The 22,050-nt window shown below is 59.9% G+C and carries 24 protein-coding genes and 3 pseudogenes; 14 read left to right on the top strand and 13 right to left on the bottom strand.

Going from position 1 to position 22,050, the window contains the following annotated elements; genetic code table 11:
* Positions 1 to 677: 677 nt before the first annotated feature.
* The 4 genes from AC4P1R_RS19205 to AC4P1R_RS19190 are packed head-to-tail and all read left to right on the top strand — an operon-like array spanning position 678 to position 5,976.
* The gene (locus tag AC4P1R_RS19205) at positions 678 to 2,276 is read left to right on the top strand and encodes a peptide ABC transporter substrate-binding protein (RefSeq protein ID WP_151613643.1); all 1,599 of its coding nucleotides are present in this window, start codon (positions 678 to 680) and stop codon (positions 2,274 to 2,276) included.
* A gap of 50 nt (positions 2,277 to 2,326) precedes the next feature.
* Positions 2,327 to 3,250, top strand: coding sequence for an oligopeptide ABC transporter permease OppB (oppB, locus tag AC4P1R_RS19200; RefSeq protein ID WP_151613642.1), 924 nt, complete (start codon positions 2,327 to 2,329; stop codon positions 3,248 to 3,250).
* Entirely contained in the window at positions 3,243 to 4,373 is a 1,131-nt protein-coding gene (locus AC4P1R_RS19195) for an ABC transporter permease (protein ID WP_069456813.1), read from the top strand. The genes oppB and AC4P1R_RS19195 overlap by 8 nt, the downstream gene beginning before the upstream one ends.
* A 1-nt stretch (position 4,374) precedes the next feature.
* Positions 4,375 to 5,976, top strand: a complete 1,602-nt coding sequence (locus tag AC4P1R_RS19190; protein ID WP_151613641.1) for an ABC transporter ATP-binding protein — start codon at positions 4,375 to 4,377, stop codon at positions 5,974 to 5,976.
* Between the two features lie 553 nt (positions 5,977 to 6,529).
* Here AC4P1R_RS19190 and AC4P1R_RS19185 read toward each other — a convergent pair.
* From AC4P1R_RS19185 to AC4P1R_RS19170, 4 genes are all read right to left on the bottom strand, one after another.
* Positions 6,530 to 7,108 carry a helicase-related protein gene (locus AC4P1R_RS19185; RefSeq protein ID WP_492178492.1) on the bottom strand — a complete coding sequence of 193 codons (579 nt, stop codon included), beginning with the start codon at positions 7,106 to 7,108 and terminating at the stop codon, positions 6,530 to 6,532.
* A 233-nt stretch (positions 7,109 to 7,341) separates the two neighbouring features.
* Entirely contained in the window at positions 7,342 to 8,601 is a 1,260-nt protein-coding gene (locus AC4P1R_RS19180; protein ID WP_151613639.1) for an extracellular catalytic domain type 1 short-chain-length polyhydroxyalkanoate depolymerase, read from the bottom strand.
* A 30-nt stretch (positions 8,602 to 8,631) separates the two neighbouring features.
* Positions 8,632 to 9,051 (bottom strand): CopG family transcriptional regulator, encoded by a 420-nt coding sequence (locus AC4P1R_RS19175; protein WP_151613638.1) that lies wholly within the window; start codon positions 9,049 to 9,051, stop codon positions 8,632 to 8,634.
* Positions 9,052 to 9,441: 390 nt separating this feature from the next.
* Positions 9,442 to 9,717 carry a hypothetical protein gene (locus tag AC4P1R_RS19170; RefSeq protein WP_151613637.1) on the bottom strand — a complete coding sequence of 92 codons (276 nt, stop codon included), beginning with the start codon at positions 9,715 to 9,717 and terminating at the stop codon, positions 9,442 to 9,444.
* A gap of 687 nt (positions 9,718 to 10,404) precedes the next feature.
* Here AC4P1R_RS19170 and AC4P1R_RS19165 point away from each other — a divergent pair.
* Positions 10,405 to 10,614, top strand: coding sequence for a cold-shock protein (locus AC4P1R_RS19165; protein WP_069457508.1), 210 nt, complete (start codon positions 10,405 to 10,407; stop codon positions 10,612 to 10,614).
* Positions 10,615 to 10,869: 255 nt separating this feature from the next.
* Here the strand turns inward: AC4P1R_RS19165 and AC4P1R_RS19160 are convergent, their stop codons facing one another.
* Positions 10,870 to 11,250 (bottom strand): hypothetical protein, encoded by a 381-nt coding sequence (locus AC4P1R_RS19160; protein WP_069457507.1) that lies wholly within the window; start codon positions 11,248 to 11,250, stop codon positions 10,870 to 10,872.
* Positions 11,251 to 11,984: 734 nt separating this feature from the next.
* On the opposite strand from AC4P1R_RS19160, the gene AC4P1R_RS19155 reads away from it, so the two are divergent.
* The 4 genes and pseudogenes from AC4P1R_RS19155 to AC4P1R_RS19140 form a co-directional block, all read left to right on the top strand.
* Positions 11,985 to 12,212: a hypothetical protein gene (locus AC4P1R_RS19155; RefSeq protein ID WP_425353222.1), complete on the top strand. Its 228-nt coding sequence runs from the start codon at positions 11,985 to 11,987 to the stop codon at positions 12,210 to 12,212.
* Positions 12,213 to 12,248: 36 nt separating this feature from the next.
* Positions 12,249 to 12,491, top strand: a complete 243-nt coding sequence (locus tag AC4P1R_RS19150; RefSeq protein ID WP_151613962.1) for a hypothetical protein — start codon at positions 12,249 to 12,251, stop codon at positions 12,489 to 12,491.
* The gene (locus AC4P1R_RS19145; protein ID WP_492178490.1) at positions 12,488 to 12,757 is read left to right on the top strand and encodes a hypothetical protein; all 270 of its coding nucleotides are present in this window, start codon (positions 12,488 to 12,490) and stop codon (positions 12,755 to 12,757) included. Before AC4P1R_RS19150 ends, AC4P1R_RS19145 begins: the two co-directional genes overlap by 4 nt.
* A 2-nt stretch (positions 12,758 to 12,759) precedes the next feature.
* A pseudogene (locus AC4P1R_RS19140) lies at positions 12,760 to 12,951 on the top strand (DUF1488 family protein); the annotation flags it as partial.
* 5 nt (positions 12,952 to 12,956) lie between these two features.
* On the opposite strand, the pseudogene AC4P1R_RS19135 reads toward AC4P1R_RS19140, so the two are convergent.
* The 3 genes and pseudogenes from AC4P1R_RS19135 to AC4P1R_RS19125 form a co-directional block, all read right to left on the bottom strand.
* Positions 12,957 to 13,386, bottom strand: a pseudogene (locus AC4P1R_RS19135) (SLC13 family permease); the annotation flags it as partial.
* A 166-nt stretch (positions 13,387 to 13,552) separates the two neighbouring features.
* Positions 13,553 to 13,675, bottom strand: coding sequence for a hypothetical protein (locus AC4P1R_RS19130; protein ID WP_106407803.1), 123 nt, complete (start codon positions 13,673 to 13,675; stop codon positions 13,553 to 13,555).
* Positions 13,676 to 13,726: 51 nt separating this feature from the next.
* Positions 13,727 to 14,068, bottom strand: a complete 342-nt coding sequence (locus AC4P1R_RS19125; protein WP_192803824.1) for a hypothetical protein — start codon at positions 14,066 to 14,068, stop codon at positions 13,727 to 13,729.
* Positions 14,069 to 14,554: 486 nt separating this feature from the next.
* Between AC4P1R_RS19125 and AC4P1R_RS19120 the strand changes: the two genes are divergently transcribed.
* From AC4P1R_RS19120 to AC4P1R_RS19105, 4 genes are all read left to right on the top strand, one after another.
* Positions 14,555 to 14,845: a hypothetical protein gene (locus AC4P1R_RS19120; RefSeq protein ID WP_151613634.1), complete on the top strand. Its 291-nt coding sequence runs from the start codon at positions 14,555 to 14,557 to the stop codon at positions 14,843 to 14,845.
* Between the two features lie 11 nt (positions 14,846 to 14,856).
* On the top strand, positions 14,857 to 15,072 hold the full coding sequence (locus tag AC4P1R_RS19115; protein ID WP_151613633.1) for a hypothetical protein: 216 nt from the start codon (positions 14,857 to 14,859) through the stop codon (positions 15,070 to 15,072).
* Between the two features lie 47 nt (positions 15,073 to 15,119).
* Positions 15,120 to 15,356, top strand: a complete 237-nt coding sequence (locus tag AC4P1R_RS19110; RefSeq protein WP_151613632.1) for a hypothetical protein — start codon at positions 15,120 to 15,122, stop codon at positions 15,354 to 15,356.
* Between the two features lie 118 nt (positions 15,357 to 15,474).
* Positions 15,475 to 15,678, top strand: a complete 204-nt coding sequence (locus tag AC4P1R_RS19105) for a hypothetical protein (protein WP_069456628.1) — start codon at positions 15,475 to 15,477, stop codon at positions 15,676 to 15,678.
* A 176-nt stretch (positions 15,679 to 15,854) separates the two neighbouring features.
* Here the strand turns inward: AC4P1R_RS19105 and AC4P1R_RS19100 are convergent, their stop codons facing one another.
* Together AC4P1R_RS19100 and AC4P1R_RS19095 are read right to left on the bottom strand one after the other, a co-directional pair.
* Entirely contained in the window at positions 15,855 to 16,025 is a 171-nt protein-coding gene (locus tag AC4P1R_RS19100; RefSeq protein WP_192803823.1) for a Thivi_2564 family membrane protein, read from the bottom strand.
* A gap of 91 nt (positions 16,026 to 16,116) precedes the next feature.
* Positions 16,117 to 16,416 carry a hypothetical protein gene (locus AC4P1R_RS19095; RefSeq protein ID WP_131820454.1) on the bottom strand — a complete coding sequence of 100 codons (300 nt, stop codon included), beginning with the start codon at positions 16,414 to 16,416 and terminating at the stop codon, positions 16,117 to 16,119.
* Positions 16,417 to 16,866: 450 nt separating this feature from the next.
* Here AC4P1R_RS19095 and AC4P1R_RS19090 point away from each other — a divergent pair.
* A pseudogene (locus AC4P1R_RS19090) lies at positions 16,867 to 17,113 on the top strand (hypothetical protein).
* A 778-nt stretch (positions 17,114 to 17,891) separates the two neighbouring features.
* Here AC4P1R_RS19090 and AC4P1R_RS19085 read toward each other — a convergent pair.
* The 3 genes from AC4P1R_RS19085 to AC4P1R_RS19075 all read right to left on the bottom strand — a co-directional run bounded on the left by AC4P1R_RS19085 (position 17,892) and on the right by AC4P1R_RS19075 (position 21,546).
* Positions 17,892 to 19,100 (bottom strand): MFS transporter, encoded by a 1,209-nt coding sequence (locus tag AC4P1R_RS19085; RefSeq protein ID WP_151613631.1) that lies wholly within the window; start codon positions 19,098 to 19,100, stop codon positions 17,892 to 17,894.
* 58 nt (positions 19,101 to 19,158) lie between these two features.
* The gene (locus tag AC4P1R_RS19080) at positions 19,159 to 20,145 is read right to left on the bottom strand and encodes an AraC family transcriptional regulator (RefSeq protein WP_151613630.1); all 987 of its coding nucleotides are present in this window, start codon (positions 20,143 to 20,145) and stop codon (positions 19,159 to 19,161) included.
* 210 nt (positions 20,146 to 20,355) lie between these two features.
* Positions 20,356 to 21,546, bottom strand: a complete 1,191-nt coding sequence (locus AC4P1R_RS19075; RefSeq protein WP_210249918.1) for an aminotransferase class I/II-fold pyridoxal phosphate-dependent enzyme — start codon at positions 21,544 to 21,546, stop codon at positions 20,356 to 20,358.
* Between the last annotated feature and the right edge of the window lie 504 nt (positions 21,547 to 22,050).

Genomic DNA, 22,050 nt, shown 5'->3' with positions numbered 1-22,050 from the left:
CGCCACTGCATGCCTTCTACCTCTATTCAAGGACAAAGACATGCAGCACCTCAAAGTGCTGCAGCGACCTTTGCGCGTCCAACCAAGACGCGCGGCGCTGTAGTGACCGGCACAATAATTGATGCCGGTCATTTGGCAACGGGCCCGGCGGCCGCGTCGCCCATTTGATTTACGTGCGTCAGCCATTTTTACTGTGGATGAAGAATGGCACCGCCGGAAATCGCGGAATTCGCCCTCTGGTGGTGGTCTGGGTCCGTGGCCGTGGTCATCGCCCCGCGCGAGCCGAATGCTTCCGCGAGCAAAAGTGCCCCAAGGCGTGTGAGACGGCGACGCGCAATAAGATTGCGGAAATGCGGCGGAATTTTTCGGCATATTACGTAAAGTGCGGTCTCGTTTCATGAAGTTTGCATGGCAGTCGGTTCGCGGCAATCTCGCCGGCGGCAGCTGCGAATCTAAAACGTTGCAGTTGGCATTACCGGGCGCATAATTCGGCTGGCCGTCCACGTCGCAAAAGCGATGGAATCCATCGCAGGTGAAATACAACCAGGGAGATCATCAGGTTTTTCTTTTATAAAAGTGAGTGCAATGGTCCCACACAAATCGCCTTGCCTTTGGTGAGAATTTGCACTTCTCTCCTGCGATCGACACAACCCAAAAAGAGGGGAAGGAGCAGACAAATGGCTTCAATGAAACTCAAACTTGGTGCCGCCGCGCTCATCGGCTCGCTGCTCGTCGGCGCAAGCCCGGTGCTTGCCGAGGCGGTACTCCACCGCGGTAATGCCGGCGAGCCGCAGACGCTCGATCAGGCGCACACCTCCATCAATATCGAGGCATTCATCGTCAAGGACCTCTATGAAGGCCTGACGATCTACGACGCCGCCGGCAACATCGTGCCGGGTGCCGCCGAAACCTGGGATCTGTCGGATGACGGCACCGTCTATACTTTCAAGCTGCGCGCCGACGCCAAATGGTCGGACGGCTCGCCGGTGACGGCCGAGGACTTCGCCTTCTCGTTCCGCCGCGTCGAGGATCCGAAGACGGCCGCCGAATACGCCAACATTCTCTTCCCGATCAAGAACGCCGAAAAGGTCAACAAGGGTGAATTGCCGGTCGACCAGCTCGGGGTGAAGGTCGTGGACGAAAAGACGCTCGAAATCACCCTCGAGCGACCGACCCCCTTCTTCCTCGAGCTGCTGGCGCACCAGACCGCGCTTCCGGTCAGCAAGGCGAGCGTCGAAAAGAACGGGACCGATTTCGTGAAGCCGGGCGTGATGGTTTCGAACGGCGCCTTCCGGCTGACCGCACACGTGCCAAACGACAGCCTGACGGTGGAGAAGAACACGAACTACTGGGATGCGGCAAACGTCAAGCTCGACAAGGTGATCTTCTATCCGATCGACGACCAGGCGGCCTCCGTCCGCCGATTCGAGGCCAAGGAAATGGACCTCGTCTACAACTTCTCCGCCGACCAGATCGACCGCCTGCGTCAGTCCTACGGTGATCAGGTCCATGTCTCGCCGACGCTGGCGACCTACTATTATGCCTTCGACACGCGCCAGGAACCCTACAGCGACGTCCGCGTGCGGCGAGCCCTGTCGATGGCCGTCGATCGCGATTTCATCGCCAAGGAAATCTATAGTGGTTCACAGATCCCGGCCTATTCCATGGTGCCGCCGGGCATCGAGAGCTATGGCGAGCCTTCCAAGGCCGATTTTGCCGACATGTCGCAGCTGGACCGCGAAGACCAGGCCGTTGCGCTGATGAAGGAGGCGGGTTACGGCGAGGGTGGCAAGCCGCTCGATATCGAAATCCGCTACAACACCAACCCGAACCACGAGCGCGTCGCAACCGCCGTTGCCGACATGTGGAAGAACACCTTCGGCGCCAAGGTCTCGCTCGTGAACCTCGACGTTTCGTCGCACTATGCGTACCTGCAGGAAGGCGGCAAGTTCAACGTCGCCCGCGCCGGCTGGGTCGCGGACTATGCCGACGCGGAAAACTTCCTTGCTCTCAGCATCAGCACGAACAAGACGTTCAACTACGGCAAGTTCGATAACGCGGAATACGACGCACTGATGAAGAAGTCCTATGAGGAGCAGGATCCGGCCGAACGTTCGAAGATCCTCCACGAGGCCGAAGCGCTGTTGATGAAGGAACAGCCGATCGCGCCGCTTCTGACCCAGGCGGATCTCTGGCTCGTCTCGGATCGTGTTCAAGGCTGGCAGGACAACGCGCCGAACGAACACCTGAGCCGGTTCCTGAGCGTCGCCGAATAACGAACTGAGGCGACGCGCGGTCCCCCGCGCGTCGCCTCCGGAGCAAGTCCATGATCCCCTTCATCCTTCGCCGACTGGCGAGTGCGGTGCCGACGCTGTTCATCGTCGTCACCATATCCTTCTTCCTGATGCGGTTTGCCCCCGGCGGCCCCTTCAATCTCGAGCGTCCTCTCCCGCCGCAGACGATGGCGAACCTGATGAGGACCTATCAGCTCGATCAGCCGCTCTGGCGCCAATATGTTCACTATCTCAGCAATGCGGTGACGGGCGACTTCGGTCCGAGCTACATCTATAAGGACAACAACGTCGCGCAGCTGATCGGCAAGGGCCTGCCCTATTCGATGGAACTCGGCTTCTACGCCTTGCTCCTGGCGGTGATCGGCGGTGTGCTTGCCGGCACGATTGCAGCCCTCAGGCAGAACAGCATCCTCGACTTCGGGATCATGGCGGTCTCGACGATCGGCGTTACGGTCCCGAACTTCGTCGTCGGCCCGGTGCTGACGCTCATCTTTGCGATCAGCCTTTCGTGGCTGCCTGCCGGAGGCTGGGGCGACGGATCGTTGCGCTTCCTGATCCTGCCGATGATCGCGCTCGCACTGCCGCAACTCGCCGTCTTCGCCAGGCTCACGCGGGGCTCGATGATCGAGGCGCTCCACACCGACCATATCCGCACGGCGAAGGCCTACGGTCTTCCGTCCCGCACGGTCGTGGTCACGCATGCGATGCGCGGCGCCATGTTGCCGGTCGTTTCCTATCTCGCGCCCTGCGCGGCGGCGTTGCTGACCGGCTCGGCAGTCGTGGAAACGATCTTCACCATTCCCGGCGTCGGCCGCTATTTCGTTCTCGGTGCGATCAACCGCGATTATACGCTTGTCATGGGCACCGTGATCCTCGTGGCGATCTTCGTCATCGTCTTCAATATTCTGGTCGACATTCTCTACGGCCTTCTCGATCCGAGGGTCCGCCATGACTGATATCCTCCAGACCCCGGCTGCTTCGCCGGAGACCAAGGGCCGCAGCCTCTTCCAGCTCGCGGCGATCCGCTTCCGCCGCAACCGCGCCGCCATGGCCGGCTCAGTCATGCTGGTGCTGATTGCGCTCTTCTCCTTCGTCGGCCCCCTGTTCTCGCCGCACAGCTACGATCAGGTCTTTCCGTCCTATGTGTCGATCGGCCCTAGCCTTGAGCCGCGGCCGGACGTTTCGACGCTTCAGGGAGTGATGGAAGGTGTCGCGACCCGTGCCCGCGTCACGCTCGAGGAATTCGTGGTGGAAGGGGGAACCTTTTCGGCCACGGTCACGTCGGACGAGCCGATCGATCCGCGCGCGACGCGCTATTTCGACCGGACGAACGAGTTCGAGGGCACACAGGTTGTCGCGACCGAGGACGACGGCCGCACGCTGAAGGTCGAAGGTCGCGTGGACCGTGAATATTTCCTCTTCGGCACGGATTCCAACGGCCGCGACCTGCTCGTGCGTGTCATGCTCGGCGGCCAGATCTCGATCGCCGTCGGCCTGCTCGCCAGCCTCGTCTCGCTCGGCATTGGCGTCGTCTACGGAGCGACGTCCGGCTATATCGGCGGGCGCGTCGATAATGTGATGATGCGTCTCGTCGAGATCCTCTACTCGCTACCCTTCGTCTTTCTCGTCGTCGTGCTCGTCGTCTTCTTCGGCCGCAGCTTCATCCTGATCTTCCTGGTGATCGGGGCGGTCGAATGGCTGGACATGGCCCGTATCGTGCGTGGCCAGACGCTGGCTTTGAAGCGCCGGGAATTCGTCGGCGCCGCACAGGCCCTCGGCCTCAGTGATTGGCAGATCATCCGCCGTCACATCATCCCGAACACGATCGGGCCGGTGATCGTCTTCGTCACCGTCGTGGTGCCGAAGGTCATCCTGCTCGAAAGCTTCCTGTCCTTCCTCGGCCTCGGGGTGCAGGCGCCGCTGACGAGTTGGGGCGCGCTGATCTCCGAAGGAGCGAACAACATCCAATCGGCGCCCTGGCTGCTGATCTTCCCGGCCACATTCTTCGTCATCACCCTGTTCTCGCTGAATTTCGTCGGCGATGGCCTGCGCGATGCGCTCGATCCGAAGGACCGCTGATATGGCAGACATGAAGGAAACCATTCTTGCCGTGCGCGGCCTCGAGGTGGATTTCGACACACCCGATGGTACCGTCCAGGCGGTGAAGGGCATCGACCTCGACGTAAACGCCGGCGAAACGCTCGCCGTGGTCGGCGAGTCCGGTTCGGGCAAGAGCCAGACCATGATGGGGATCATGGGGCTGCTTGCAAGGAACGGCAGGGTCACCGGCTCGGCGCGCTATCGTGGCCAGGAACTCATCGGCCTGTCGCCGAAAAGGCTCAACGGCGTGCGCGGCTCGAAGATCACCATGATCTTCCAGGAGCCGATGACGTCGCTCGATCCGCTTTATACGATCGGCCGGCAGATCGCCGAACCGATCGTTCATCATCGCGGTGGTAGCTTCAAGGAGGCGCGCAAGCGCGCGCTCGAGCTCCTGGAACTCGTTGGCATCCCCGAGCCGGCACGCCGCATCGACAGCTACCCGCACGAACTCTCCGGCGGGCAGCGCCAGCGCGTCATGATCGCCATGGCGCTCGCCAACGAGCCGGACATCCTGATCGCCGACGAGCCGACGACGGCGCTCGACGTGACCATCCAGGCGCAGATCCTCGATCTCTTGAAATCGCTGCAGCAGCGCTTCGGCATGGCGATCGTGCTGATCACCCACGATCTCGGCATCGTCAAGCATTTCGCCGACCGCGTCGCGGTGATGCGGCGGGGCGAGGTGGTGGAGCAGGGGACGACGGCGGAAATCTTCGAACGGCCGAAGGCCGACTACACGAAGATGCTGCTCGCCGCCGAGCCGAGCGGCCGCAAGGCGGCGCCGCCGGACCATGCGCCGATCATCCTGGAGGGCCGCGACGTTGCGGTCGACTACACGATCGGCGGCGGCCTTTTTCTCGGCGGCTCCTCCGTGTTCCGCGCCGTCGACGGCGTCAATCTGCGCCTGCGGCAGGGGCAGACGATCGGCATCGTCGGCGAGTCCGGCTCGGGCAAGTCGACCCTCGGGCGGGCCCTCCTGAGGCTTCTGCCGAGCAGCGGCTATTACCGTTTCGGCACGACCGACATTTCCGGCTTCGACCGAGGCGCGATGCGGCCTTTGCGCCGCGAGCTGCAGCTCGTCTTCCAGGACCCTTACGGCTCGCTGTCGCCGCGGCGCACGGTGGGCGAGATCATCACGGAAGGCCTTTACGTGCATGAGCCGGACCTCAGCCGGGCGGAGCGCGACCGCCGCGCGATCGCGGCGCTGAAGGAGGTCGGGCTCGACCCGGCTTCGCGCAACCGCTATCCGCACGAGTTCTCCGGCGGCCAACGCCAGCGCATCGCGATCGCCCGCGCGATGATCCTGAAGCCGAAGGTGGTGATCCTCGACGAGCCGACCTCGGCGCTCGACCGGTCGGTGCAGGGGCAGGTAATCGAACTCCTGCGCGACCTGCAGACGAAGCATGCTCTCTCCTACATCTTCATCAGCCATGATCTTTCCGTGGTGAAGGCGATGTCCGACTACGTCATCGTCATGAAGAACGGACGCATCGTCGAGGAAGGGGAAACGGACGCGATCTTCGAGGCGCCGATGGAGACCTACACCAAGACCTTGATCGGGGCGGCGTTCAACGTGTGAGCCGGCAAACGGCGCCTGCCGTTTTCGCCTGCGACTGTCACTCACCTGGCCGCAGCAGCTGCGGACAATATTCTCCCGCAGCAAATTTACACCTGTGGAAAGAGCGCGGTCGGGATTTCGGGCGATGAATTTTTATGTACCAGCTGTCATCTTGGCGTCGTTGGCTGCTGAGCGTCCCTTTTCGGGGGTAAGATTACCGTTTCTGCGTCGATACACTTCGGAGATGCCGGTCGCGGCGTGGCGAGGAACGCCCATTATCGAAGCCATCACCGCTTCCGGAGAATTCACACCGTACTGTAATCGCCGTTCCGCAGAACCGGATCCCTTGCGATCGATGCATACAGCTCGTCGAAACTGAACGAAGCCAGACCGGTCTGGTCGGCGACCTTCATGTACCCCTGATCCTTGCTCGCCACATCTGCAAGATACTTCCGAGCAAGCCTCGTCAGGGCGGCGCGCGTCTGAGGAAACCTGCCGGCGAGCTGGCCGTGACGAGACGATCGAGATCGCTAGTGGTCTGTCGCACTCCGAGACTTGCTACCGCATGTCCGAGTTATTGAATGAACGGCCTAATGCCTTCGTGGATTTTGTAGGTCCACTTGACGGAGTCCGTCTCGTTGATCTTGCCGATCGCATCTTTCAGGGCGGAATCCACCCGCTCGGACAGATCTTGCGTGTACCGCTCCCAGTGGGCCCGGTGGCCGGGATTGGCGAACACGATGACCTCTTTTTCGGAAAGACGCACGCGACCTGCGCGCCCAGCGATGTTCCAGAATTCCGCAGGCGTCAGAGGCGTGGCCGGCATACCTTTAGTCACCGAGTGGATCACAACGCTCGAAACCTGGAAGTTCATGCCCTGAGCCAGTGTTGTCGTGGCCGCGATGTAGTCGAGCGTACCGAGGCTGGCGAGCCGTTCGACGAGGTAGCGCAGTTCGCTGTTGAGAGTTGAGTGATGGAATGCCACGCCTTTGGATAGGCATCTGGCCAAATCGCTGCCTTCGCCATACTCGCTTATAGCAAGGGCCAGCGCGACGCGGAACTCGGGCGGCGCCGTATTCGGGTCGATATCGGCTTTCGCCTCCGCCACTTCGAGCACGGCTGTTTCGGCATCCGTCCGGGATGCTGTGAACATACCGAGCGACGGCCCCACCGCCGCGCAGCGAAACTCGCGGCGGGAGTGGCAATGACACGGATCGCACACGGCGACGGGCGAAAGCGACCAACGACCGAAATGAGCTGCTCTAGCACGGCTCTAGCAAGTGCCCATCTAGAGTTGAACGTTTCACAAGGCGTGTTGACCGCGGCAATATCTCGCGCCGTGCGGACAGCGCAACATAGGTGTATTCGTCAGGCCGCCCATCGGCTTCACTCCAGCCCATCGAGGAAGAACCGCACCATTTGGGAAGAGGCGTCCGGACCATACGGGTCTGTATACGATCCAGCGGACTTGCCGCCGGACCAGGCATGGCCGGCACCGTCCACCAGCCAATATTCAACCGCCGGCCTTCCCGCGGGGTCCGCGACAATGGTTCTTGCATAGGTCCGGCCGCTGGCGGACCGGCCGGTTTCCTTCCGGACGGGCCATCCCGCGCCAGTTGGCGTTGCCGCAGCGACGATCCGATCGGCGTTGGAGGGATGTACCGTCCGATCCGCATTTCCTTGGAAGACTATCGTCCGGAGCCGGTGCCCATCGGCGTGCCGCTTCGGACTGGATGCAACACCGGCTTCGCCGCGCATCGCGGAGAAAGCTGACAGGACGTCGTTGGCCGACCCGTAGGCCAGGCCGGAATGAATCCCCGCGGCTGAATAGAGATCGGGATAGGTCTCGCCCATGACCGCCGCCATTGCGCCCCCTGCTGATAGGCCTGCCACGAAGACGCGGCTGCGATCGAGGCCGAATTCCGACATGACCTCCATCGTGATTCCCGCAATGATCGAAGGTTCCCCCACTTCGCGCATCTGGTCGGCGGGTTTGAACCAGTTCCAGCAGGACGACGCATTGTTAGCCCCGCTTTGACGCGGATAGGCAACCACCAGGCCGTGCGTCTCGGCGACCGCGTTCATGCCGGTTCCTGCAGCAAAGTCTTCGGGATCCTGGTTGCAGCCATGAAGCATGATGACAAGGCCGCGCGGCCGATCGGGTGCGGACGCGGGAATGTAGAGCCTGTAGCTTCGCGCACCGGCGGGGCAGGTGAAGGATCGCGCCAGGAACTGTGCCCCATCCGGCATGATGGGCTGGGGAACCTGTTTGGCGGTTCCCGGCAGGCCGGCGCCGTGTAGCGATCCGAAAAGACCGGATGCCAACCGGCCCTCGCGCAAGATCCGTATCGTTTCTGCCAAGGATTTCCGGAACCTTCGCGACGCAGTGCCGTCGCCGACCTTTTCGGCCGGTTCTTCGGCCTCAGGCTTTGCCGATGGCTCGATGATTTCCGCATCCGGATCGACCGGAAAGGGGGTGGAACGCTGGATTGGCGGCGGTGGTGTGATGTCTAGTGTCGGGGTGCGAATAGCGGAGCCCGATCGACCGGCCAGCGCATCCTGGATCACGCGCGTCGCCTCGGCGATGTTCAAGGCGCGCGTGGACCGTAGCGCGCGCCGCATGGCCGTCGCAAAATCGTTGTTCATGGAGTTGTCCTTGTTGGTCGGGCCGCAGTTCTATCGGATGCGTTCGGCCAGCGCTGCTTTCAGCTCGGTGCTGGCTTGGAGGGCGCCGAGCACGGTGATCGATTCAATTGTTGCCAGAGCAAGTTCCGGTGTGACGTCTGGCGCGATGCGGGCAAGTCCGACCACTTTGATGTGAAGTCTTTCGCCGGCCGCCTTCAACGATTCCAGATCGGCTCTGCTATAGTCACGCAATCCCAACTCAAGCGTGTGCCGAACGACCGACTGCCTCACGGCCTCGGCCTCGGCCGCAAGCTGGTTGCGGATCGCTGTGCGGATGAAGTCGGCGCGATTGGAATAGAAGCCTTCCTGCACGAGAAGGTCTATGCGACCAAGATCGACATAACCGAGATTGATGGTGATCTTCTCCGATTCACCGCCCTTGTCGCGTAACTTATGTACATTGTCTTTCATGTGCCCGTCGAGTTCCATCCACATGGATGGTATATGGATGGAGTGTTGATCCATTGCAAGGGCGATGCTTTTGCTGGCGATGTAATTGCGCATTGATCAAACGGCACCGCACGATGCAAAACCCACATGTCGACTTCTCGATAACAGAGAATCCGTATCCGGCCCCCTGGGCATAGAAATGGCGTGCAGTCTCGGCGGGTGAGGAGTCATTGAGGCTACTGCCGCTCGACGCCACATGGGCCGAAAGTATCGCGGCGGCACTTGCGGTCAGAGGCTTGTCGAATCTGCTCGGCGCGTACGCTGTACGACTGGCGGTAGTCGGTACGCAAAGCCGGAACGCAATCGCCTGCATTTTATCAGTCGGCCCGCAGGAGACCAGCTCGGCTTCGGTCACTCCTTTTCGGGAAAATCAGCTTTGGGATTCTCGTCGCTGGTTGATTCTCCTTCGAGACGAATGTCGAGCAGAGCTTCGCGGAGAGCCTGGCCTTGAGGATGATCGCCGGCGACCTCCAAAAAGCTGCGTACCGACCATCTCGTCTCGGCACCACCAGAGGCGGTGTTAGCGCGATGGATGACAATATGCTCGCCGGTAATTCGATCATGCTCGAGAAGCCACTTGTCGCCATTCGAGCTCGCTGCAAATTCCTTCAGTCCTCCATGTGGCATTCCCGGATCCTCATATAGCGCTGAGATTCGTCATCGCGGCATTATGCGTGATAAGGCTAAATCTCCTGTCTCGGTCACTAGGAGAGGCTGTTTCGACGCCCGCCTGAACGATAGAAGCATCGGAAGAACTCCTTTGTTCCCGATCACGTCCCCCGATGGTAATCGTGCTTGCCAGCCGTTCCGACGTAGACCATTCAATCAGGCACAATGCTCCCTCTGCATGCACTGAATGAAGAAGCGGCAAAGTCGCCCAATCGGCGGCACTCGCCCGAGGATATGCTGGTCTGGATGCTTCGCGGCTCCGTTCTGGAGGTCGAGGAAAGCCGCTACGAAGGGTCAACAGATGCGGAGGCTTTAAGAAACTTATGCATCCCCTTTACCGCGGCGGGGCATGTGATGTCGCGACCTTCACGCGGTCCCGGCGTCCCCCTTGCGTGTGATGGCCAAGGCGGCAGGCGCGGTCGACCTTGCCTGCCGATTGCTAGTCACGGTAGTAAATCTGCGAAACTCAAAACAAGAAATTGACGCACCGATCAAAGAGCTGTACTGAAGACCATCGATACTTTGTTTGCCGATATTTGTTTTTGCTGGCCTCGCGCCTCGTGACGAACTTCTCCTTTCAAAAGTCGAAAAAATGCCGCTGTGCGCCGCGCAGCGGTGATCAATGTTGCTAAGAAAGGGTTCGTTATGACCACTGGCACAGTAAAATGGTTCAATTCCACCAAAGGCTTCGGCTTCATCCAGCCTGACGACGGCAGCGCCGATGTGTTCGTTCACATCTCTGCTGTTGAACGCGCGGGCCTGAATTCGATCGTCGAAGGTCAGAAACTCGGCTTCGAGCTCGAGCGCGACAACAAGTCGGGCAAGATGTCCGCAGGCCAGCTCCGCGCTGCCTAAAGCTTTTCGCCGTCGATGACCACGGATGTACTGGCATGGCGGCAAGAAGTTCGAAAAGGCCAGGCGGATGTCTGGCCTTTTTCTGTTCTGAGGCTATCGCCCGTATTTGTTTCGGCCGACGCCCCCGCCGGTACTTGAAAACGGAATGGAACGATTGGGTCCTGCTCTTGCGCAGGCATCACCGGGACTGCGCGCCCAGCTGGCGTTGAAGTTTCGCGAAAGGTCCAATGGTCAAACTGCTAAACTAGAGCCGTGCTAGAGCAGCTCATTTCGGTCCTTGGTCGCTTTCGCCCGTCGCCGTGTGCCATCCGTGTCATTGCCACTGCCGCCGCGAGTTTCGCTGCGCGGCGGTTTGCCGACTGCGCCGCCTTCATTATCCCATTCTTCAAGCGAATCCCTCATCCGCGCCGCGGAAGCAGGATCCGGGGTGTCTACGTCGAAACCCGCCATGGATGCTTCGCTGATGATGGCATCCATCAGGTCGGGATCTGAAATATCCAGATCAGGGAAAGCGCGCCGCACTGCGCCAAGGGCTTCAGAGGTCGCAAGCGGCCGGGCTTCTTTCTGACACGCGCTCAGAAACGCGCTGATCGCCGCGCGGACTTCAGGCGGCATCTTGCGGGAGTGCTTTCTCATCATCACCTCCCAGTCCAGGCTCTGAATCTAAACGCTGCCTGCGTCTCGATGTTCCTGGTTGCTCGCGAACTGGCCGCCGTCTGTGATCTTGGCGCCTTCAGACATAGGTTGGATCAGTTCGGCGGCCTCGGCGGACGGGAGGCCTTCTCGCAGTCAAAACCGCGAATTCACGGAGTCGATTTATTCAATTGAGATCTCCCTTCCTGTCAGCCGAAAACAAAGACGCCGGGACCTTGTTTAAATCCGATTTGAGACCCACATATAAGAAACTCATTAATTTGGCTGGACTAGCCAATTTGGCTTCGCGGCGTCAGAGGACCCGCCATTCACCACGAACTTTGATGCGAATGCCTTACGCCGATCGGACGCGCAGCGTCGCTTCGTTCGAACCTCGCACGGACACTCGAGCGCGATCACGGGATGACAGAGAATGCGGGCCGCCTCGTGTGCTTCTGCGGAGCGCCGCCATGACCAGCCGCACTACGCAGACGCCTCGCATCGGCGGGGCGACGTCCTTCATCCATATGCCCGCGCGGTATGCAAGGTCGACGTCATACATGATGCCGATCAATCCGGCTGAGCTCGATTGCCGCACTCGAAAAGGATCACCAACAATCATGACCGCTACAAGAATTCTCCAACACAGTCCTCGTCCGACCCGCCGCGACGCAGCAACACATCTCTTTACCGTTGGTCAAGCTGTTTGGCTGAAGGGCGGGGATCGGAGATCGGCTGTGCCGGTCTATCACATCACCGGCACGCTGCCGCCGAGCGGCGGTTCGCCGCAATACCGCATTCGAAACGACGACGAACATCATGAGCGGGTGACGACGCAGGACAGGCTCGAACCGGTGCGCATGTCCTCCGCCGATGAAGGCGCCATACTCATCGAAAGGACGTTTGGCAACCGGATCAACCCCGCTGCGAACGGCAGCGCCTCGCTCGCCAAGGGCAAGCACTGACAATTACCACCCTTCTGTCCAACGGAGAGGATGGCGATGAAGATCGCGATTGCGTTCTATCGTATCCGGGAGGTGGACGACGCGCATGCGATCGTCGGCCGCGAAACCGCGGAAGCTGCCGATCTCGACGAGGCGATAGCGATTGCGCGGGAGCTCTTGCGGACGCTCGACATGCCGCAGCGTCCGGACGCCATGACCATCACCGACGAAGATGGAAACACCATCCATTCAAGCAGGCTCGACACCATCGAAAATCTTGATGAAAGGCCACAACCATGAACGCCCACAGCAATGAAACTGAAGCCCGGCGAAATACGCTTGCGATCAGCATCTGGGAAAATGAAGGTGGGACGCCGGCGCCCGACACAATGGATCATCAATGCGGCCGCCGCATCGATGCGGATCGCTCCTGGGCGGTCTATCACGTGTTCACAGGCGCACCGGCGCGTGTCGGCGGCAACCTTCGCAATATTGAGCGCCTGATAAAACGGATCAGGCTATCGTTACCCGCGCGGTCCGCGTCGCGTGAAACAGAGGCACGCTGATAATGACGCTGTCATTTCCGAATCCCAGCCGCAGCTTCGATGAAAAAAGGAACGCCGTCCGTTTCCTCGTCCATGACGGTATGTTCGAGGTGCGGTTCTTCGTCGAGGCCGGCGCGCTCGCGATAGCGGGTGCCGAATTGGGCAGGTCGGAAGCCTCGGAATCGAAGCTCCTTTCCGCTTTCGACGCGTTGCGCCCGTAGGAACCGAACGCCATCTGCATGAGAAAAGACGAAGGAGACGCTTTCGACCGCCGCGCCATCTGGAATGCGACCGGGATCATCATCGCCAGCGCGCCGATGTTCTTGATGAAAGACGGACAGAAGCGAGACAGTCGTCACGAGCATAACAACCTGCCCCTGCACAGAGGCCACGCTGGGTGCCAGGCGATGGAGGAATGCCTCTATGACACCACTGCGCTCAATCGCGGCGCTGACGACCAGCGCGCTGGCTACAATGATGACGATGTCGTCGCCGAAGCCGGAGAACGCTGCGTTGTTCGGCACGATGCCGGTGAAAACCGCGGCAAGCAACGCGAGAACTGCAATGAGGTCGTAGCGGAGCCGTCCCCATATGAAAGCGACCATCAGGCCGATCAGAATGGCGAAGGCGAAAGCCTGAGCCTGTGTCATGGATAAAGTCCCGACCACTCTTCGCAATGGCAGGTCCATTTTTTTACGCGCCTGAAAGAGCTAATGTCGGGATAACTTACCAGCTTCATTCAACGGCGCTGCACCCCGAACGTCCGTCCAGGATGTTTTCCAACGTCGTAGAGCGGATGCAAGCTTGATCAGACGACTACAGGATGCTTCCGAACAGGACCGAATAGACAATCACAGCAATCGCCAGCGTAAACGCAAGCGATACGAACAGGCGCGTGAAGTCGTAGGTATAGAAGCGGGCGGGGATGAGGTTTTTCATAGCGATCTCCTAAGTTTCGTCGAGATGCCCAAAGCGCCGCGTTAGCGCGCTTCAGGATAGCGAGCGACTGCAAGTCGTGCTGACCTTGCCGAGGATGTCCGCTGGAACTTGAATATCGGCCATAATGGTCGCCACCAGTTCGTCACGTCTCGCACGATTGTCGTAGCCCTTAAGCGTTGCGAGATCCGTGCTGTTGGCCGTAGCCATTCGCCCTGCCGCACTCGAGCAAATGCCGGCAAGCGCGTCCACGCTGGCCGTTTCTGCCGCCAGAGTGCTGGCAGTCGTGGTGGTGAGCCATCCCGCATTGAAGCCGATGATCGGCGCCGCGAACAGTCCGACGACCAGGCCGATCGCATAGGGTTTTGTCCGCTCGAGGATTTGATCGAATGTCATGATTTCATTCCCTTTAATCAGGTTGATTATCGGGATCGTTGCAGGCCGTGCTCGGACCAGGAGCCGATGGCAATCCAGATTTTTTATCTTTGCGCCATAAAATATTTAAAGTAAACAACTAATTGAGATTCTCATTCACAAATACGTTTCAGCCGGAGTTTGTAGAAAATTTCGGCATCCATACGAAAAATAGCGCCGCGTCTGGCACGTCTATATTTGCGCAATTCAAATTTTATTTTCTATAAAAACTGCTTTCATCTCAGAAAACACGGTAATGCCACATTCAATGGATAGAGGTTCTTACTTGCCTTTTCGCTTCATCAGAGGCACTAAACCAAGCTCACCGCTCCGCATATCCAAAGTGTGGGCCGCCGATTGCGCCCTGCTCCAATGCGGCAGTCCAGAGCGTTAGCGGTGCGCTCTCAAGTGGCGCCAAACGGGCTGGTTTAATCTCACGACGACGAAGCCACAGAACAGGAGGGCAGAATGTTTGCCCGGACGACGACGCATCGAACAGTCCATTTCGACCAACCGTTCTGGATGCCAGACCTCGGTGAAACGGTTCCGGCTGGCGACTACGAGGTAGATGAGGACGAGGAATTGATCGAAGGCATCTCCTGGCTCGCCTATCGCCGTGTGGCGACCTTTATCAAGCTACCAGCTACGGCCGAGAACAAATACCGAATGCGGCTGATAGCGATCGATCCTGAGGAGCTTGAACGCCTGATGCAAGTCGATCGCAACGCAGCCGCAATCTTCCCGTCACTTTCACCATAAGGCAACTCCCAATGCGCCATCATCTATTCCCGATCGGGCTGTCAGTGCGACTTAAGAATCGCGCAAATATTTCCCCTCGTGCGGCGGAAAGCTATCAGATCACCGCTAAACTCCCTCTGAGAGACAATTCGCCTCAGTATCGCATGCGCAATGATGAACTCGGCCAAGAGCGCGTGAGCAACGAAGATAATCTGGAGCCGATTGACGAGCTGACGTCCGATAACTGATCAGCGTTCAGCTGTCGCGCAGGCGACTGTGGGGAGGAGAGCTGCAGATGAAAAGTAAACACGAAGAACACGCGCTCGCCATCAGCACATGGGAATCCGAAGGGGGCGCGCCGAACCGATCCGGACAGCGCGATGAGTATGGCCGCCGTTTCGTAGGCGACGGAACCTATACCATATATCACCTCTTCACCGGAGAAACTGCAGAGATCGGCCCCTGGAAGATGGAAGGGCTTAACCCGAAAAATGCAGCGAGAGCGCTGTTGGTTCTCAATAACCCAACCTAACCGTGATCATACACCTGTGGAACACACCAGCACGGCTGCCCTCGCAGGGCACACCGCGCTGGTGAAGAATATTGACCGCGCGATAGCGCGGCGTTTAAGGGTGCGCTAAGATGCCAGCATGACCCAGCGATACGAATTGCATGATGACAGCAACGGCTTGTGGAGCGTGATTGATCGCTTCACCGGCTGGCCTGCTCGATGGCAAGGCATACCGCAAGCCGGCCTGGACTATTTCGATGCGGATGATCGAACGGACTTGCTGAATCTGCTAGACGAACGCAGGCGGGCGAAAGGCAAGCCGGAAAGCGGCGGGCTAACGTGACCGAAACGTTGCTGCTAAGATGGCCCCCTCAGGAGCGGCTCAACAGGTTGACAGTTGGCCCTTCCGCCCACTGGGTGGATGCTGCCCAGTTGCTGCCCGCATAGACGGCGCATGCAACGTTCCATTTCGATTTCAAGAACCGCCTGAGAGAAGTGCAGGCAAGCCCCCGGCGCTTTTTAGAACACGTCCAGATAGCTGAGCAACGAAACTACGCCGACGACTACAACAACGACCTGAGCCATCTGCTTCATCGTTGAGTCAATCGGTAGTTTTTGCACGAGGTAGAGCACCAGGAAGGCAAGGGCTGTAATCAGGATGCTTGTGATGATGCTGATTATTATGCTCATACCCCGGCCCCTTGAGCGGAGTGCCTTCCGGCAGTAACGGGTAAATGCGTCTGAGTTCTACAACGGGAGGCATGTCACGCCGTAATGCATCCTATCTCTCCGCGATTGAGCTCGCGGCCATTGGCCCATTTCCATCGGGCGAACGGGCGTATTTGAGCTTGACGAACTGTTTGCGGTCTCCGGCAACCAGCATGTAGAGCCTCGAGGTCCAGGTTCCTTCCGATTCTTCGGAAAGTTTCTCCGCATCGGTACTGTCGGAGAATGCCTTGAGAAATGGCTCAATGGGCACCTTCGTGAAGGCGACGGTGCAGGTCTCGACGGGCCTTCCGTCCCGTCGAGCCTTGGTGACTCCGATTACAACGGGTTCCGGAAGGGCTCGATCAGTGGCCATCCATCCACTTGAGAAATCAACGTCCTCGAGAGGAGCGAGACGCTCGAAGTCGCCTCCTGGCAAAGGTTTCCATCCCTTAGCGGCGGCGGCGGATGCGATCGCGTCGAAACTTGAACCTTGTGCAAGGCACGTTCGCCGGAATACTTCGACTGCCCCTGAACCGTCGCCGGCAGCGAGCGCGATCACACTCGGAGAAACAGCGGCCAGAAACGCGATGAGGTACCGGCAGCGCATCATAAGCTCCATTCGGTATTGATCGAACTGCTGAGCTAAGAGGTTTGTTCCAACGGATGCCGCCGGCTGACCTCGGTGCTACGCCGTTCATCGCGCAATCGCCCTCGAAAGGGCAAGAGCGGGTCTGGGCCACTAGTCGCTACCGCCTCCTCGGCGAATGAAAATACCTTATTGCTAACAGTTACGAGATTTAGCTCCTGCTTATGAGCTGCGGGTGTGTCAGTTTTAGACGAAGCTGGCTATCGCGCGGATGTCCTTGTCGATGATCCGACATTTTTTGAGACTGCCTCATTGTTGGTTACTAGGTTGTTCCTTGCAGGGTGTTGAATCCCCGTCGGGGCTAGCGGCGAAGCTCGAATGTCAATTGGGCATCGCCGGCAAGCACAGGCAACCGCCCGGATCGCGGTTGGGCCGCTACGCTATCCAAGGTCTGCCAGTCGAGCTGCAATGCCTCACGAGATGAGGGACGTTCCTCGCGCTCCTGTCATCCTGATGTCTTCGACAACCGCGACACTCGCCTTTAGACTAGCCCTGTATGAAGAGATCTATCGTGCCTGATCTGAACGTCGCACATTGGGAACTGCTGGCAAGCTTACCGTTGAGGACGTGGTAACGACCCCGGCCAACATCCCTGGTCAAGGGGGCCTCCAAAGCCGTCTACGTGAGGGACGGTCACTTCCCTGCGTTCTCCACATCATGCAACCGCTTGAGGAGAACTCTTATATTCTTTGGGAGTTTGGGTCTAACTCTGAACACTGGAAGTGATCGCAGAAATGCGACGTTGTAATCGGTTGCCATCACCTGCCGGATATGCGTCGGCCGCGTCCCTATGGGGCTTCTCATGTCGCCGTTCCTAAAGAGGAAAAACACCACGACTGAGAGAATGTTCCTTAAAAGGGCTCGTGGCGGACCGGAGACATAAATGTCCACTTGGGGGGCAACACCGGTAATTCGGGTCGCTGTGAATGAATGACCTCAAACGGTCGAAACGCGTCGATCGCAGCTTCAGAGGGTAAGGTCTGGAAGTGGTGCAAACTTTCAGCTCGGCGGCATGTATGCATGTCCGCTTCTGGGATACCACCGTGCTCTGCTCAGTGTCTGACTTGGGGGCGCAAACCTGCCGTCGCCCACGCGCGCCGGCTCCTTGCGAGGATGTTCAAGTTCTGGGCCGCATCGACTGGAACGCTGCGGCCCCGATTGGAGTCTGGTGAACGCCTCGGCACACATACCTGAAGCAAAGCTCAACTGCGGGGCTGCAGCAGCGCCAGGGCGACTGTCGATGCGGCTAGCGCGGCGGTAAGGGTCAGGGGCCCCAGAGCGCCGTAGTGATCCACTACGTAGCCGCCGAATACTGCGCCGATACTGATGGCGACCTGAAAAGACACGACCATCAGGCTGCCCGCTGGCTCGAGAGCGTCCGGTGCCGCGCGGGACAGATTGGTAGGGAGCACCACCGGTCCCATGCCGAAGGCGAAGCCCCAAAATGTGACGAAGCCGAAGGCAACGCCGATGTGTGCGCCCCAAAGCACCAAGGCGAGTGCCGCAAACGCCATCAACGCGGCGGTGACAGCGAGTGCCATGCGGATATTAGCGTCGGCCATTCGGCCACCGGCGATATTGCCGATCACGGAGGCAATGCCGAACCCGAGCAGCGCCAGGGCGATCGGCGCGGTCTGAAGGAGCGTCACCTGTTCAAGGAAGGGACGCACATAAACCGAGCCGGCAAAATGCCCTGTCATCAGCAAAAGGATGGCAAGCATTCCCAATTGAACACCACGCCGCCGTGTCAGTTGGAAAACATCGGCCAGACTGTTGCTTGTGCTTGCAGGCAGAGTCGGCAGGCTCAGCACCTGCAGCAGCATGGCAAGCGCGGCAAAGCCCGCCGTCATGGCCATTGCGCTGCGCCAACCCAGCCAGTCGCTGATCAAAGCCCCCATCGATGGCGCAGCTATGGTGGCGAGCGAGACGCCGAGGGTGACGATGGCCATGCCTCGACCTGCGGCATTGGCGCCGACCAGCCTCGCCACGACGGCGACCGAAAGCGCCCAGAAAGCGCTGAGGGCGATGCCCAACCCGGCTCGGCCCAACAACAATAGCCAAAAATCGGTCGCCAACGCCGCAAGAATATTGGAGCCGACCGCCAACGCACTGAGACCGACCAGCACCGTCTTGCGGTTCAACCTGCCGATGAGAACATTGCTCAACAAGGCCGTCACGGCGCCGACGGAAGCAGTGGCGGTTACGACCTGTCCGGCTGTTCCCTCGCTAATGCCGAGATCTCGCGCCATTGGCGTCAACAGTCCTGCCGGCAGGAACTCAGCCGATACCAGCGCGAAGCTCGTGGCCGCCATTGAAAAAACGGCGAACCAGGTGGCCGCGCTCCACGCGGCTGGCTCGGCAGCTTCAAAGTCGATCACCGAGTCGTCAAGCTGTGATGTCGTGTCCGTCATTGAAATATCTCCTGGTTTCGGAGATTTCATAGACGAATTTTTCCGGATGATATGTGTCTTATAATCCGAAATCCATGTCCGTTCGTCCGGAAATTGTGCGACGCACAACGCCCGGTGAGACGCCGGTCATGCGTTTGAAAGCGCGAGCGAAGGATGCCTCGGATTCATAACCCAGGCGGGAAGCGACTTCGGCAACCGATATGCCGCTTTGCCCCAACAATTCGCGGGCAAGCTGCATGCGCAGACGGGCGAGATAGCGTGCCGCGCCTTCGCCGAGGACAGCGCTGAAACGTTCAGCGAAGATCGAGCGGGATTGGCCCGCCACGCCAGCGAGGCTTTCGAGAGTCCATTTATGACCGGGGTCTCGGTGCATCGCCGCCAGAACGCGACCGATATGGGGGTCGCGAATGGCGGCGAGCCAACCGGTGGTCGAGGCTCCGCTGCAATTGACCCAGCAGCGGATGAGCCGCGCGGTGAGCAAGTCCGCCATCCGCGATAAGACGGTTGCGCTACCTAGCTGGGGTCGTGCAGCCTCCGCCGTCATGGCCGCCAAGAGGGGGCCGATGACCGGGTCATTGCCGGCCACATCGCAGCCCTTGATGATTGGCGGCATCAAAGCGATCAAGGGGTTGAGGGCATAGGCGCCCAAAGCCATGGAGCCGCAGAAAAGGGTGCTGATTGCACCCGTACCTTCCTGCACGACGTCGCTGACGTTGCTCCCCAACTTTGTCACCTGGCAGCCCTTGAGCGAGTCGCCCACAACATCCGGCGCGCTGGCCAATCGATGTGCGATGCCTTGCGGCAGCAGCACCAGATCGCCATGGTGCAACTCCTGCCATCCCTGAGCTTCGGTATTGATCCAGCACGGACCCTGGCTGACAAAGTGAAAACGAAGCAGCTGTTGCTGTGGAAAGGCAATGCTCCATGGATGCCGGAGTTCGCAGCGGCCATAATTGACCCCGCTCAAGCGAAAGTCTTGCAGGACTTCGCTTAGGGCATCCATCGGGATATGCGGCGGCGACGGTCGAGACGAATAGTCAAGCATCCGGCCAATTTAGATGTCGAGCGTCCGACGAACAAGTGCATACGCTCGATTTCACAGTCGCCTTTTCGCCACTTTGACTACGAAGGCGTCGCGAGGCGGCTGTCTGCGGCATTCGCCGCGGCGGAACGCAGGAGGAGAAGCCCACGCTTCCACCCGTGTCGGGAGAACGTCACAACGGCGGCGGCCGGTGTGAGCTCTGCTCACCAGGAGTTAACCCGCGACTTCCCCGATCGCGCGCGCAAAGACGGGCAAAGAGCGCTCCACCATGTCGTCGTTTGCGGTCAAACTGATCCGCAGACGTCCAGGCAATTGGGCGACGCTGCCGGGCAGCACCCAGACACCGTCAGTTGCGAGACGTGCCGCGAAGGCCATGTCGTCCGGTATCGGTGACCGTGGAATGAGATAGAAGGTACCTTCAGGCACCGGCAGGTCGTATCCCGCTGCCCTCAAGCCTTCGACCATGCGGTCGCGGCGCCGCGCGAGGGCTGCTACATCTATACTGAGCTTCTCGAGATCAGGCAATGCCCGCTGCAGGGTACGGCCGGCGAAAGCCCAACCGTGCGAAACCTGCGCCATATCGACAGCCTCGCGCAGTCTTATCCGGTCGGCCTCGGGCATATCCGCCCCGAGTGCGAGCCACCCCAGGCGCTCGCCGGGCGCGAGCAAGGTCTTGCCGAATGAATAGGCGATCAGCGTGTGCGGGTAGCTCTCGGCCGGACTGATATGCGCATGGCCGTCAAACACCAGTCGAGCATAGGGCTCGTCGGCAAGGAGATATATCACCTTGCCGAATCTTTCGGACGCCGCCGCGAGCTTGTCTGCGAGTGCGTCCAGTTGAGCGCGGGGAAAGATGCGGCCGGTCGGGTTGTGCGGCGTGTTGACCACCACCACGCGGGTGCGCGCGGTGATCGCTGCCTCGATCCTTTCGAGATCGAGGTCATAGGTTCCCGGGGCCAGGTCGACGGCGATGGGGGTCCCTGCCGCGCCGCGAATCTGAGCACCATAGGCGAACCAGCCGGGGCGCGGATAGATGACCTCGTCTCCCACTTCGAGCACGGCAAGCAGCGCAGCCGCTATCGCGCCGAACCCTCCCGCGGTGATCGCAATGTCGTCTGGCTTGTAGTGCCGGCTTCGCGCTTGGCTGAGCGAACGGGCCACCGACTCGCGCGCCGGCGCTTCGTACTTTTTGTAACCGAACCAGTGCACATCCTGTGGCTCGACGTGGCGGATCAAGGCATCGACAAGTCCACGCAACGGCGTTTCTTGCGGATTGCCGAACATAAAATCGCAGGCATCGGGCCCCAGGCCGTCGCCCTCCAGGACCTTTCGCGCAAAATCCATGACCGTGCGCATTTCCTCGGTGACGGCAAGCATTCGGCTGGACACGGTGGCGATTGGCACGACGCACCTCCCTGCTGCAGGCGGCGCATGTCCCCTCGACTAAACCGCCCCCCTGCCTTCATACCATTTTTGCCGACATGCACGTAGCAGATAGTTCTGGTGCATTCCGCATGGATAAGGAGGTTTTCCTTGGAGTAGGCACAGCACCAATCGCCACGCCCATAAAGGTCCGTAACGGGTTGATTTTTCACGTTCCCGAAAGACGCAGAAGGGTGGCGAGGCGAACTTCGGCCACGCCTCGGTTAAGCTCTGGATCGCGCCAGTGAGCGGTCCTTTGCGGTGGCCCCCCTTAGGCGGAGCGCTCGGCGGATCCACCACTCGCACTGAGCCGCGGGTCGATCAAACCGGACCTCGCTCGACTTGCCCTGCAGAATCCTCCGATTCGGGCCGTCTCCCACCGAGGGGACGCCGAGGGGCGTGGCTCGGCGGTAGCCTCCCGCTCGCTCGCGCTACACCAATCCCTGAGACACGGTCTGGAAACCAGGTTTGAGCCCGGCGCCTGCA

It is taken from the genome of Sinorhizobium sp. Y406 (assembly GCF_058732025.1).
This window is presented reverse-complemented; position numbering and strand designations above follow the sequence as displayed.